8 protein-coding genes are annotated in these 13612 nt (G+C 70.9%); all 8 read left to right on the forward strand.

What is annotated here, in order from left to right; all coding sequences use genetic code 11:
• Positions 1 to 63 precede the first annotated feature (63 nt).
• The 8 genes from EV671_RS22950 to EV671_RS22985 all read left to right on the forward strand — a co-directional run bounded on the left by EV671_RS22950 (position 64) and on the right by EV671_RS22985 (position 13480).
• On the forward strand, positions 64 to 2085 hold the full coding sequence (locus EV671_RS22950; protein ID WP_132576210.1) for a M13 family metallopeptidase: 2022 nt from the start codon (positions 64 to 66) through the stop codon (positions 2083 to 2085).
• Between the two features lie 139 nt (positions 2086 to 2224).
• Positions 2225 to 4108 carry a potassium transporter Kup gene (locus tag EV671_RS22955; protein ID WP_243655855.1) on the forward strand — a complete coding sequence of 628 codons (1884 nt, stop codon included), beginning with the start codon at positions 2225 to 2227 and terminating at the stop codon, positions 4106 to 4108.
• Positions 4109 to 4130: 22 nt separating this feature from the next.
• Positions 4131 to 5312: a benzoate/H(+) symporter BenE family transporter gene (locus EV671_RS22960; protein WP_132576214.1), complete on the forward strand. Its 1182-nt coding sequence runs from the start codon at positions 4131 to 4133 to the stop codon at positions 5310 to 5312.
• A gap of 65 nt (positions 5313 to 5377) precedes the next feature.
• Positions 5378 to 6325 (forward strand): glutathione synthase, encoded by a 948-nt coding sequence (gshB, locus tag EV671_RS22965; protein ID WP_132576216.1) that lies wholly within the window; start codon positions 5378 to 5380, stop codon positions 6323 to 6325.
• A complete protein-coding gene (locus EV671_RS22970; protein ID WP_132576218.1) occupies positions 6322 to 8034 on the forward strand; it encodes a DUF885 domain-containing protein in 1713 nt (570 codons plus the stop codon). Before gshB ends, EV671_RS22970 begins: the two co-directional genes overlap by 4 nt.
• Positions 8035 to 8090: 56 nt before the next feature.
• On the forward strand, positions 8091 to 10538 hold the full coding sequence (locus EV671_RS22975) for a tetratricopeptide repeat protein (protein WP_132576220.1): 2448 nt from the start codon (positions 8091 to 8093) through the stop codon (positions 10536 to 10538).
• The gene (locus EV671_RS22980) at positions 10535 to 12661 is read left to right on the forward strand and encodes an FUSC family protein (protein ID WP_165917691.1); all 2127 of its coding nucleotides are present in this window, start codon (positions 10535 to 10537) and stop codon (positions 12659 to 12661) included. Before EV671_RS22975 ends, EV671_RS22980 begins: the two co-directional genes overlap by 4 nt.
• Before the next feature lie 21 nt (positions 12662 to 12682).
• Complete coding sequence (locus EV671_RS22985) at positions 12683 to 13480, forward strand: carbon-nitrogen hydrolase family protein (protein WP_132576224.1); 798 nt, start codon at positions 12683 to 12685, stop codon at positions 13478 to 13480.
• Positions 13481 to 13612 lie beyond the last annotated feature (132 nt).

Below are 13612 nucleotides of genomic sequence, written 5' to 3' on the forward strand. Positions count from 1 at the left end.
GTATAGGCTGCCGACCCTTCGCGGGGCGTTGTGCGTCCCTTCGTCCGACCTTCACCTCAAGTCATGAAGAACACCCTCCGTCTCACCACCCTGGCCCTGCTCATGCACGTTGGCTGCCTCGCCTGGGCCGCGCCTAGCAGCACTTCCGGTCTCGACCTCGGCGGCGCCGACAAGGCCGTCCGCCCGCAGGACGACCTCTTCCGCGCCGGCAACGGGCACTGGCTGACCACCACCGAGATTCCGGCCGACAAGTCCTCGTACGGCGCCTTCATCCAGCTGCGCGACCTGTCCGACCAGCGCGTGCGCGCCATCGTCGAGGACCTGGCCCGCGGCAAGCATCCGGCCGGCGCCGTCGAGCAGAAGATCGGCGACTACTTCGCGGCCTATATGGACACGGCCGCCATCGACAAGGCCGGCCTCGCGCCGATCCGGCCGCTGCTGGACAGCATCGCGGCGATCCAGGACCGCGAGCAGCTCGCCGCCTGGCTGGGCACGCATGTCGGCAGCGTCAGCCTGCCGGTGCCGCTGGGCATCGAGGCCGACTTCAAGCAGCCCACCGTCAACCGCCTCGTCACCTGGCAGGGCGGCCTGGGCCTGCCCGACCGCGACTACTACCTGAAGAAGGACGACGAGCGCATGGCCAAGGCGCGTGCCGCCTACGAGACCTATCTGAAGGCCCTGGCCCAGCAGGCCGGTCTGAAGGATGCGACCGCCGTGCCGCGCGTGCTGGCCGTCGAGCAGCGCCTGGCCGAGGTGCAATGGTCCAAGGTCGAGAACCGCGACCCGGTCAAGCTCTACAACCCGATGACGCCGGCCGAGCTGGCCGAGAAGGCCCCCGGCTTCGCCTGGGGCGCCTTCTTCAAGGCTGCGCTGCTGCCCGACCTCGACAAGCTGTCGGTGTCCCAGCCCAGCTATGTCGTCGCGGCGGCCAAGATCCTGAACGACACGCCGCTGGACGACCTCAAGGCCTATCTGACGCTGCGCACCCTCGACGCCAACGCCAGCATCCTGCCCCAGCCCATCCGCGACGCGGCCTTTGCCTTTCAGGGCACCGCGCTGACCGGCGCCAAGAGCGAGCAGCCGCGCTGGCAGAAGGCCGTCGCCAGCCTGAACGGGGCCCTCGGCGAGGCCGTCGGCCAGGTCTATGTGCAGCGCCACTTCCCGGCGGCCGACAAGGCCCGCATGCTGGAACTGGTCAACAACCTGATGGCGGCCTACAAGACCTCCATCGACGGCCTGACCTGGATGACGCCTGCCACCAAGGCCGCGGCCCAGGACAAGCTGTCCAAGTACATGGTCAAGATCGGCTACCCCGACAGCTGGCGCGACTACGCCAAGCTCGAGGTGCGCGCCGGCGATGCCTTCGGCAACAGCGAGCGCGCCAGCCGCTTCGACTGGCAGCGCGAGGCCGGCAAAGCCAGCAAGCCGGTGGACCGCCGCGAGTGGGGCATGACGCCGCAGACCGTCAACGCCTACTACAACCCCACGCTCAACGAGATCGTGTTCCCGGCCGCCATCCTGCAGCCGCCCTTCTACAACCCCAAGGCCGACGACGCGGTCAACTACGGTGGCATCGGTGCCGTCATCGGCCACGAGATCAGCCACGGCTTCGACGACGAGGGCAGCCAGTTCGACGGCAGCGGCGCGCTGCGCAACTGGTGGACCGACGCGGACCGCAAGGCCTTCGAGGCCATCGGTGCCCGGCTCGTCGCGCAGTACGACGGCTACGAGCCCATCCCCGGCAAGCACCTGAACGGCCGGCTGACGCTGGGCGAGAACATCGCCGACCTGTCCGGCCTGCAGATCGCCTACAAGGCCTATCTGCGCTCGCTGGGCGGCAAGCAGCCGCCGGTCGTCGACGGCTACACCGGCGAGCAGCGCTTCTTCATGGGCTGGTCCCAGGTCTGGCGCGAGAAGGCCCGCGAGGAGCGCAAGCTGCAGCTGCTGACCATCGACCCGCACTCGCCCACGGAGTTCCGCGCCAATGGCGCCGCGGTCAACCACGACGGCTTCCACCAGGCCTTCAAGACCCAGCCGGGCGACAGGATGTTCAAGCCCGCCGAGGAGCGCATCCGCATCTGGTGAGGCCCGCGTCTACGCGCAGGCCGGCGAGGCGTCAAGCCTCGTTTGTGCGGTTTGCTGCACTGCACAAAACGGCCTGCGGGGGCGCAGAATGCCCGCTTTCGGTTCCTGGCCGCCCGCAACGCAGGCGGCGTTTCAAAAAGTGAGTTCTTCCCATACGGCCCACAGCCGCTCGGCGCTGGCGGGCCTGACCCTCGGTGCGCTGGGGGTGGTCTACGGCGACATCGGCACCAGCCCGCTGTACGCGCTCAAAGAAGTCTTCCACGGTGGCCACGTCGCCACGACGCCCGAGAACATCCTCGGCGTGCTCTCCCTGCTGTTCTGGACGCTGACCGTCGTCGTCTCGATCAAGTACGTGCTGCTGATCCTGCGCGCGGACAACAACGGCGAGGGCGGCCTGATCGCGATGCTGGCGCTGGCGACCATGGCCGTGAAGGACAGGCCGCCGCTGCGGCGCGGCCTGATGCTGGTCGGCCTGTTCGGCACGGCCATTTTCTTCGGCGACGCCGTCATCACGCCGGCCATGACGGTGCTGGGCGCCGTCGAGGGCATCGACGTGTACGCGCCGCAGTACCACGACGCCATCCTGCCGCTGACCCTGGTCGTCATGGTCGGGCTGTTCGCCGTGCAGCGCTTTGGCACCGGCGGCATCGGCAAGGCCTTCGGGCCGATCATGCTGGTGTGGTTCCTCAGCATCGCGCTGCTCGGCCTGCCCCACATCGCCGGCAACCCCAAGGTGCTGGCGGCCGTGAACCCGGTTTATGCGCTGGAGTTCTGCCTGCGCTACCAGTGGGTGGCCTTCGTCGCGCTGGGCGCCGTCGTGCTGGTCGTCACCGGCGGCGAGGCGCTCTATGCCGACCTCGGCCATTTCGGCAAGCAGCCCATCCGCATCGCCTGGTACGGCATCGCCATGCCGTCCCTGGTGCTGAACTACTTCGGCCAGGGGGCCATGCTGCTGAAGAATCCCCAGGGCGTCGAGAACCCCTTCTTCATGCTGGCGCCGTCCTGGGCCGAGATCCCGCTCTTCCTGCTCGCCACGGCCGCGGCCATCGTCGCCTCGCAGGCGCTGATCACCGCCAGCTTCTCGGTGGCCAAGCAGAGCATCCAGCTCGGCCTGCTGCCGCGGCTGCGCATCCTGCACACCAGCGTGCGCGACATCGGCCAGATCTACGTGCCCTTCATCAACTGGTCGCTGATGCTGTTCGTCGTCGCGGCGGTCGTCTTCTTCGGCTCGTCCGAGAAGATGGCCGGCGCCTACGGCGTCGCGGTCACGATGAACATGACGATCACGACCGTGATGACCTTCTTCGTCATCCGCTACGGCTGGAAGTATCCGCTCGCGCTGTGCGTCGTCGCGACGGGCGTCTTCTTCATGATCGACATGACCTTCCTGGCCTCCAACCTGCTGAAGATCGTGGCCGGCGGCTGGTTCCCGCTGATGATCGGCATCGGCATGTTCACGCTGATGCTGACCTGGAAGCAGGGCCGCAAGCAGCTCTCCGACAAGCTGCGCGAAGACGCCATCGCGCTGCCGGACTTCCTCGCCGCCGTCTTCGTGAACCCGCCCACGCGCGTGGCCGGAACGGCCGTCTTCCTGTCGGCGGAGCAGGGCATCACGCCGAACGCGCTGATGCACAACCTCAAGCACAACCGCGTGCTGCACGAGCAGAACGTCTTCGTCACCGTGCGCCACCACGAGGTGCCCTGGATCGGCTTCGACCGGCGCTGCGAGGTCCAGGCCCTGGGCCACTGCTGCTGGCAGGTGGCGCTGCACTTCGGCTTCAAGAACGAGCCCGACGTGCCCGAGGCGCTGGCCCTGCTGAAGGGCCACGGCGTGCAGCTCGAAGACATGGAGACCAGCTACTTCCTGAGCCGCGACATCGTCATCCCGACCGTCGGCGCCGGCATGGCCCTGTGGCGCGAGAAGCTGTTCGCCAGCATGCACCGCAACGCGGCCGCCGCGGCGGACTTCCTGCACCTGCCGACCAACCGCATCGTCGAGCTTGGCAGCAAGGTCGAGATCTGAGCGTCGCCGCTATGCTGGCCCGATGCGCGCTTTCCTGAAGGACGTCTCGCCGTCCACCCTCGTGGCCGGCTTCGTCGCCGTGCTGGTGGGCTACACCAGCTCGGTCGCCATCATCTTCAAGGCCACCGTGGCCCTCGGTGCGTCGCCCGCGCAGACGGCCTCCTGGCTGTGGGCGCTGGGCCTGGGCATGGGCCTGACCAGCCTGGTCCTGAGCCTGTGGACGCGCCAGCCCATCCTGACCGCCTGGTCCACGCCCGGCGCGGCCCTGCTCGCGTCGACCACCGGCGTCGCGATGCCCGAGGCCATAGCCGCCTTCATCGTCTGCGGCCTGCTCATGGCCGCGGCCGGCGCCAGCGGCTGGTTCGAGAAGCTGATGGACCGAATCCCGCTGGCCATCGCCTCGGCCCTGCTGGCCGGCGTGCTCACGCGCTTCGGGCTGGACGCCGTCGTCAGCGTCGAGACCGCGCCTGGCCTCGTGCTGACGATGGCGGCGGCCTATCTGCTGGGCCGGCGGCTGTGGCCGCGCTATGCCGTGCCGGGCGTGCTGCTGGCCGGCATCGCCGTCGCGCTGGCCCAGGGGCGGCTCAGCTTCGCCGGCATGGCCGGCGCCCAGGTCTTCGCGCTGCCGGTCTGGACGGCGCCCGAGTTCAGCTGGAATGCAGTCATCGGCGTGGCCCTGCCGCTCTTCCTCGTCACGATGGCCTCGCAGAACCTGCCCGGCGTTGCGGCCCAGCGCGCCAGCGGCTACCAGACGCCGGTCTCCGCCAGCATCGCCGTGACCGGCGCCGCGACGACGCTGCTCGCCCCCTTCGGCGGCTATGCGCTCAACCTCGCGGCCATCACCGCGGCGATCTGCATGGGCCGCGAGGCCCACGAGGATCCGGCGCGGCGCTACACGGCCTCCATGGCTGCAGGCCTGTTCTATTGCCTGATCGGCCTGGCCGGCGGGGGCGTTGCGATGCTGCTGGCGGCCTTCCCGCGCGAACTCGTCGCGGCGATCGCCGGCCTGGCTCTGCTCGGCACCATCGCCGGCGCGCTGGCCGCGGCGCTGAAGGACGAGGCCCACCGCGACGCCGCCATCCTGACCTTCCTCGTCGGCCTGTCGGGCTTCAAGCTGCTGGGCATAGGCTCGGCCTTCTGGGCCGTCGTGGCCGGCGGCCTCGCCACCGCGGTCGCGGCCTGGCGCCGCGCGGGCCGCGCATAGCCCCGCCTGCGCGCCCGGCGTGGCGCTGTGCAACACTGGCCGACGCCTTATCTCAGCGCCTGACCATGAAGCTGCTCTTCGTCGCCGACCCGCTCGACACCTTCAAGACCTACAAGGACTCCACCTTCGCGATGATGCGCGAGGCCGCCCGGCGCGGCCATGCCCTCGTCGCCTGCGAGCCGCATCATCTCGTCTGGTTGCGCGACGGCCGCGTGACGGCGCGCGGCGCCCGCCACATCACGCTGACCGGAGACTCGCACGACTGGTTCAAGGTCGAGGCCACGGCCGACCTGGCCCTGGCCGACGCCGACGCCGTGCTGATGCGCAAGGACCCGCCCTTCGACCCCGAGTTCTTCTACGCCACCCACCTGCTCGGCCAGGCCGAGCGCGAGGGCGCCCGCGTCTTCAACAAGCCGAGCGCGCTGCGCGAGCACCCCGAGAAGCTCGCCATCCTCGAGTTCCCGCAGTTCATCGCGCCGACCCTGGTCACGCGCGCGCCGGCCGAGATCCGCGCCTTCCACGCCGAGCACCGCGACATCATCCTCAAGCCGCTCGACGGCATGGGCGGCATGGGCATCTTCCGCGTCAAGGACGACGGCCTGAACCTCGGCGCCATCATCGAGACGCTGAACAAGGACGGTGCGCAGACCGTCATGGTGCAGCGCTTCATCCCGGCCATCGCCGAGGGCGACAAGCGCATCCTCGTCATCGGCGGCAAGCCCGTGCCCTGGTGCCTGGCGCGCATCCCGCAGGGCGGCGAGGTGCGCGGCAACCTTGCGGCCGGCGGCAAGGGCGTGGCGCGCAAACTTTCAGCACGCGACTTCGAGATCGCCGAGACTCTCGGCCCCATCCTCGCTGCGCGGGGCCTGCTGCTGGTCGGCCTGGACGTCATCGGCGATCACCTGACCGAGATCAACGTGACCAGCCCGACCTGTTTCCGTGAGATCACCGACCAGAGCGGGCTCGACGTTGCAGCCCTGTTCATCGATGCGCTGGAAGGAGCTCTTGCATGAAACGTCGCGAATTCGCCGCCCTCGGCCTTGCCAGCCTCGCCCTGCCCGCGCTGGCGGCGGACGCGGGCTTTGACGGCCAGGTCGAAGCCTTCCTGGAGGCGCTGTGGCGGCTGGACCCCGACGCCGCCGTCGCCGCCGGCCGTTTCGAGTTCGCGCCGCAGATCACGCTGCCCGGCAGCGCCCAGCGCGACCGCCAGCGCGCCTTCCTGAAACATTGGCTGGCCGAATTCGAAAACCGGTCCGACGCGACGCTTTCGGTCAGCCAGCGCATGGACCGCGCCATGCTGATCGCCAAGATCAACAGCGATCTCTGGCAGCTCGACACGCTGCGCGAATGGGCCTGGAACCCGGCCAACTACAACCCGGCTGGCCCGCTGGACCTGCTGCTGAACACCGACTACGCGCCCCTGCCCGAACGGCTGAAGGCGCTGAAGCCACGCGTCGCCGCGCTGCCGGCCTTTTACCGTGCGGCCCAGGCCAGCCTGGCGCCGAACGGCGGCGTCACGCGCGAGCACACCGAGCTGGCCATCCAGCAGGCGCCCGGCGTGCTCGGCGTGCTGGACGACATCGCCAAGCGTGCCGCCGAGGCCGGCCAGGCGGCGACCTTCAAGGCGCCGCTGGCGCAGGCGCGTGCCGCGGTGAACGGCTATGGCGCGCATCTGAAGCGGCTGCTGCCCTCGGCCAGGCGTTCCTTCCGCATCGGCGCGGCGCTGTACGAGGCCAAGTTCGCCCACGACATCCAGTCCGCCCGCACGGCCAAGGCCACCTACGAGATCGCGCTGCAGCGCCGCGAGGAGGTGCTGGCCGGCATGCAGGCCCAGGCCGCGGCGCTGTGGCCCAGCGTCATCGGCGCCGAGGCGCCGCCGGCCGACCGCTTCGCGCTGATCGGCCGCGTCATCGCCAAGCTCAGCGAGAGGCATGTCGCGCGCGAGCGCTTCGTCGACGAGATCCGCGCGCAGATCCCGCAGCTGGAGGCCTGGGTGCGCGACCACGACCTGCTCAACCAGGACATGTCCAAGCCGCTGGCGGTGCGCGAGACGCCCGAGTACGAGCGCGGCGTGGCCGGCGCCAGCATCGAGGCGCCCGGCCCCTACCGGCCCCAGGACAAGACCTACTACAACGTCACGCCGCTGGACGAGCTGACGCCCGAGCAGGCCGAGAGCTCGCTGCGCGAGTACAACCACTGGATCCTGCAGATCCTCAGCATCCACGAAGCCATTCCCGGCCACTACACCCAGCTCGTGCACGCCAACCGCGTGCCGGGCAAGGTCAAGGCGCTGTTCGGCAACGGCGCGATGATCGAAGGCTGGGCCGTCTATGGCGAGCGCATGATGATCGAGAGCGGCTACGGCGCTTCGCCGGAGATGACGCTGATGTGGGGCAAGTGGCATCTGCGCGCGGTGACCAACACCCTGCTCGACTACAGCGTGCACACGGGCGGCATGACCGAAGCCGATGCGCTCGACCTGCTGATGCGCCAGGCCTTCCAGACCGAGCGCGAGGCCCGGGAGAAATGGCGCCGCGTGCAGCTGACCTCGGTGCAGCTGACCAGCTACTTCAGCGGCTACAGCGAGATCTTCGTGCTGCGCGAGCAGTTGAAGGCCAAGTCCGGCCCCGGTGGCTTCGACCTCAAGGCTTTCCACGAGAAGTTCCTCGGCTATGGCAGCGCGCCGGTGCGCCTCATCGCGGCGGAGATGATCCGGAGTTGAACCGCGGCGCCGCCGCGCCCGATTAGCATCGGCGCTCCACTGACGGAGCTGCCCGCATGCCCTGGCGCCAACTGGCCAACTTCCTGACTGTTTGCCTGGTCGTCTGCCTGACCGCGAACGCCGCGCAGGCGGCCGCCGACGCCGCGCGACTGCAGACGCTGCTGACCGAGCAGCACTACGCCGATGCGCGCCCCGGGCTCGACGCCCTGCTGCGCGCCAAGCGGCCCGATGCGGCCGAGCGCGGCCTCGTCTACCAGTGGCTGTTCGCCCGCGACGACGGCGCCGCCATCGACCGCCGCACGCACGGCGTGCTGAGCGACGCCAAGGCCGAGGCCGTCGACCTGCTGGCCGCCGGCCGCCTGGCGCTGGACCGGCGCGACTTCGAACGGGCGCGGAACTGCTTCGAACAGGCGCTGGCGCGCGCCACACTCCCGGTCGACAAGGCCCAGGCCCTGCGCGGCCTCGGCCAGCGCCATTACCAGCTGCGCGAGTTCGACGCCTCGCTGCAGAAGCTCGAGGCGGGCCTCGCCGCCGAGCGCACGGCCGATGGCCTCAGTGCGCTGGCCGAAACGCTGATCCGGCTGGGCCGCACCGAGGACGCCATCGCCGCCGCGGAGCAGGCCGTCGCGCTGAACCGCCATCACGAGATGGCCCATTACCTGCTCGGCAACGGCTATGCGCGCGAGAACTACAGCCAGCTGGCCGAGCATCTGCGGAACTGGCCTCACGCGCCTCAGAACCCCGTCGAGTTCCCTGCGCTGATGCTTGATGTCAAGCGCGCCTCCGATGCCTTCGAGCGGGGTGACTTCGACGCCGCGCTGGCGATCAGCCTGGCCGTGCTGGAGCGCTGCCCGCAGCTGGGTCGCGCCCATGCCATCGCGGCCAAGGCGCTTGAGTCGCAGCGTTTCGCCGTCGACGTGCACCGCGCCGACTACGAGCGCCGCTTTGCTGCGATGCCGACGCCGGTGGTGCCCGGTATCGAGCGCTATGTGCTGAACTGGAAGGATCTGTCGCCGCGCCACCAAAAGCGCGTCGCTTTGTCAGTCGCGCCGTGGAAGGCCTTCATCCCGGTGTTGGTTGAGGCTGGCGCGACTCACTTCATCAAGCCGATGTGGATGCGGCTGTCCGAGACGCCTCATGGCATGAGGCTGAAAGATGCACGTATTGACTACGACTCACGGCTCTGGGACGACGTGCGAGGCATGGGTGGTTACGCCACCGTCACCGGCATTGAGGACGTGGAGCGCAGCATCTTCGACAAGTACAACACCGTGCTGCACGAGTTGACCCATCAGGTGCACGGCGTGCTGACGGCCGAGCAGGTGCGTGAGATCGAGGCGCACTACCAGCAGGCCAAGGCGCGCGACGCGAAGACGCGCAACGGCTTCCTGTCGCGCTACGCGGGCGGCTCGGTGTGGGAATACTTCGCCGAGGGCGCGAACGCCGAGGCCTCGCCACGCCGGGATACCTACGACGGCCGGGAAATCGTGCGCGAGCGCCTGATCGTGATCGACCCGGCGCTGCGGGCGCTCGTAAAGCACTTTTTCACCCTGCGTGACACGCGTGCAAACCTGCCCGCGGCTCTCGTTAACGCTGGAAACGACAAGCTGGAGGACGGCTGGCTGGCCGATGCGGTGCCGCTGTTCGAGCGCGCGCTGAAGCTCGCGCCCGACGACGAGAGCGCGCTGGCGGCGCGCCTGTATGCACTCGCGCTGGCGGGCGACGGCGCGGCGGCGCGCGAGCTGTCGGTGCGCGCGCTGGCCCGCCATCCGCACAGCGGCGCACTGCGCGTGAACACCGCCGATGCGCTGTGGCATGGCGGCGCGCCGCTGGCCACCGAGGTCGTGCCCGGCCTGGCCAAGGGCGCCGACGCGCTGAAGGGCGAGGACCGCTTCCGGGTCGACCTGGCCCTGGCCGACCACTACCGCCGCCTGGGCGACGTGGCCCGGGCGCTGGCCGCCTACGAGGCCGTGCTGGCCTACCAGGGCGACCAGCCCGAGGCGCTGTGGGGCAGGGCGGCCACGCTGGCCCTGGCCGGCCGCTGGGACGATGCCTTCAAGCAGTACGACGCCGTGCTGCGCCTGCGCACCGGCCTCGTGCCGCTGCGCCGCGACTATGCGCTGGACCTGCTGCGCGCCGGCCTCACCGAGCCGGCTCGTGCCCAGCTCAAGGAGGCGCTGATCCTCGACCCGCGCGACCCCGACACGCTGGCGCTGAAGGCCTGGCTGGCCCTGGTCGACGGCGATGCCGCCGCCGCGCAGCACGGTGCCGACGAGGCCCTGGCCGCCGGCCCCTGGAGCGACCTTGCCGTCATCGTGCGTGCCGCCGCGCTGCAGGCGCAAGGGCAGGGCGATGCCGCCCGGGCCGCGCTCGCGCCGCTGCAGGCACGCATCGCCGCCGCCGCGCCGCCGCAATACGTCTACCGGCCCGAGAAGTCCGCCTGGGCCTCGGTGCACGAGCTGCCGGCGAGCGAGCGCCGGGTCATGGAGCTGCTCCTCAAGTGAAGGCCTTCTTCCAGCGCCTCGAAGCGGCCCACCTCAACGGTCTCAGCGTGGCGCTGGGCGTCACGGTCACGCACGCCCTGGTCGGCGCGCTGTTCGGCGAGACGGCCGGCCTCGCGGCCGTGGGCGGCGCGGTCTGCGCCAGCCTGCCCGACGTGCCCAACCCGCCGCAGCGCGTGCTGCCGCGCGTGCTGCCCGCCGCCGCCGCCGCGGCCCTGGTCACGCTGCTGGTGGGCCTGGCCGATGGCTCGCTGGCGCTGACCGTGGCCCTGGTCGCCGTCGTGGCCTTCCTGTCGCTGATGGCCCTGGCCTGGGGCCTGCGCGCCGGGCCGCTGTCCTTCACGCCGGTGCTGGCCATGGTGTTCGCGATGGCCTGGGACCGCACGGCCGGCGCGACCTCGCCCGTCGGGCATGCGGCCTGGGTGTGCCTGGGGGGCTGCGTCTATGCGCTCTGGGCGCGGTTGAGCGCCAACGTGCTGCGCCACCGGCTGCGCCAGCTGGCGCTGGCCAATGCGTTGCGCGCCACCGAGCGGCGGCTGCGCTCGCGGGCCCAGCGCATCGCCGGCGCCGTGGGCGGGGCGGAGGCCAGCATCCGTGCCTCCATCGCCGACGACGTGCTGCTGGCCGAGGCCCTGCAGGCCGCGCGCGACCAGGTCTTCGCGGCGCGCCGCTCGCCGCGCAGCCGCAAGCAGACCGACCTCGTGCTCGGCCTCATCGAGCTGCGCGACCTGCTGTTGGCCAGCCGCCTCGACACCGAGCTGCTGGGCCAGGACTTCCCCGGCCGCCAGTGGCGCGCCGCGCTGGCGGAAACCCTGCGCCAGCTGGCCGACGTGTTGAGCGCGCTGGCCGACAGCATCGCCTACGGCGTGCCGCTGCCCGATGTGTCGGTGGACGCCTGGCGCGAGCAGCTTGCCGCGCGGCTGACCGCCGTCAGCGCGCCGCCGGGCGACTCGCGCGCCCACCTTGTCTCGGCGCTGCAGTCGCGCCTGGGCCATATGCTGGACGACGTGGCCGCGATGGTCGCGCGCCAGGGCAGCACGGACGACCCCGAGAGCCCCTGGACGCCCGAGCGCCTGGCGCCTTTCGTGTCGCCCGAGGGCTGGCCGCTGGCCGCGCTCAAGCCCCATCTGACGCTGCAGTCCAGCGTCATGCGCCATGCGCTGCGTTCGGCGCTGGCCCTGTCCCTGGCCTATGCGCTGGGCGCCTTCCTGCCATGGGCGGCGCATCCCTTCTGGCTGATGCTGAGCGTGGCCGTCGTGCTGCGCGGCAACCTGGAGCAGACGCTGTCGCGCCGCAACGAACGCATCATCGGCACGGTGCTGGGCTGCCTGCTGGTGCTGCTGCTGGCCCATCTGCATTCGGTGCCGTTGCTGAGCCTGTGCTTCATCGCCGCGGTGGGCACGGCCCATGCCTACGTGAACCGCCGCTACCGCGTGGCCGCCACGGCCGCCACGCTGATGGCCCTGCTGCAGCCGCTGATGCTGGCGCCGGGCAGCAACCCGGCGGTGGTCGAGCGCCTGGCCGACACGCTGATCGGCGCCGGCCTGGCCTGGCTGTTCAGCTTCGTGCTGCCGAGCTGGGAGCGCTCCGCGACGCCGCGCCTGGCCGGGCAGCTGCGCGGCGCGCTGGCCCGGCATGCGTCCAATATGCTGCGCTGGGCGCCGGGCGCCGAGGAGCAGCTGGCCCAGCGCCTCTCCCGCCAGCAGGCCTATGCCGCGCTGTCGGCGCTGGCCGCCACCGCGCAGCGCACGCGCGTGGAGCCGCTCAGCGTGCGTCTGCCCGAGGCCGAGGTGGAGTCGGCGCTCAGCCACGGCTACCGGCTGATGGCCCTGCTCGGCGCGGTGCAGCACCAGGTGCAGCGCCGCGGCACGCGGCTGGACGCCGCCCGGGCCGAGACGGCCCTGCCGCTGGCGCGCAAGGCCTGCGTCGATGTGCTCAAGGGCGAGCCCATGACCGGCGCCGACCCCGCCGAGATCCCCGACGGCGATGCCGGCGCCTGGCCCGAGCACCTCGGCCAGCAGGACCTGACGCCCTGGCTGCTGCGCCGGCTGCGGCTGTGCCGCATCGAGGCGCGCGAGTTCGTCGGCGCGCTGGAGTTGCTCCAGCCCGCAGGAAAACCGGAGTGAACAGGCTCTAGCATCGCCCGCATGAAGATCGCCGCCTGCCAGATGGTCTCCGGCCCCGACGTGGCCGCCAACCTCGTCGCCGCCCGACGCCTGCTCGAGGACGCCGCACGCCAGGGCGCGGGCCTGGCCGCGTTGCCCGAATACTTCTGCCTGATGGGCCAGCGCGACAGCGACAAGCTGGTCCTGGCCGAGGCGGAGGGCGCCGGCCCCATCCAGGCCATGCTGGCCACGGCCGCGCGCGAGCTGGGGCTGTGGATCATCGGCGGCACGCTGCCCATCAAGGCCGCGACGAGCGAGCGCGTGCGCAACTCGACGCTGGTGTTCTCGCCCGCCGGCGAGTGCGTCGCGCGCTACGACAAGATCCATCTGTTCGCCTTCGACAACGGCCGCGAGAGCTATGACGAGGGCCGCGTGCTGGAGGCTGGCAGCCAGCCGACGCGCTTCGATGCGGGCGGCGTCGGCGTCGGCCTGTCGGTCTGCTACGACCTGCGCTTCCCCGAGCTCTACCGCGGCTACGCCGGCTGCGACCTGCTGGCCGTGCCGGCCGCCTTCACCTACACGACCGGCCAGGCGCACTGGGAGCTGCTGCTGCGCGCGCGCGCCGTGGAGAACCAGTGCTATGTCATCGCGCCGGCCCAGGGCGGCCAGCATGCCAACGGCCGCCGCACCTGGGGCCACAGCATGGTCATCGACCCCTGGGGCCAAGTGCTGGCCGTGCTGCCCGAGGGCGAGGGCGTCGTCATGGCGGAACTGGACCGGGCACGGCTCGCGCAGGTGCGCCAGCAGCTGCCGGCGCTGGCGCACCGACGCCTGGGTTGATCCTAGGCCAATGACTTTCCGCGCCGCGAAGCCAGGCTCTTAATGTGGAAGACCTCTCCTGCCGGACGTGACGACGCCTGACCTGACGCCGGCCGGAGCGTTGGGGCGCGATGGGAGGACGCGTCAGGCGGC

The sequence above is a fragment of the Roseateles saccharophilus genome (assembly GCF_004342485.1).
GTDB lineage: Bacteria > Pseudomonadota > Gammaproteobacteria > Burkholderiales > Burkholderiaceae_C > Pelomonas > Pelomonas saccharophila.

What these genes read in the sequence shown, in the direction of transcription:
- EV671_RS22975 (WP_132576220.1), top strand. Translation starts at nt 8,091, where the DNA reads ATGCCCTGGCGCCAACTGGCCAACTTCCTGACTGTTTGCCTGGTCGTC.
- EV671_RS22985 (WP_132576224.1), top strand. Translation starts at nt 12,683, where the DNA reads ATGAAGATCGCCGCCTGCCAGATGGTCTCCGGCCCCGACGTGGCCGCC.
- EV671_RS22950 (WP_132576210.1), top strand. Translation starts at nt 64, where the DNA reads ATGAAGAACACCCTCCGTCTCACCACCCTGGCCCTGCTCATGCACGTT.
- EV671_RS22970 (WP_132576218.1), top strand. Translation starts at nt 6,322, where the DNA reads ATGAAACGTCGCGAATTCGCCGCCCTCGGCCTTGCCAGCCTCGCCCTG.
- gshB (WP_132576216.1), top strand. Translation starts at nt 5,378, where the DNA reads ATGAAGCTGCTCTTCGTCGCCGACCCGCTCGACACCTTCAAGACCTAC.
- EV671_RS22960 (WP_132576214.1), top strand. Translation starts at nt 4,131, where the DNA reads ATGCGCGCTTTCCTGAAGGACGTCTCGCCGTCCACCCTCGTGGCCGGC.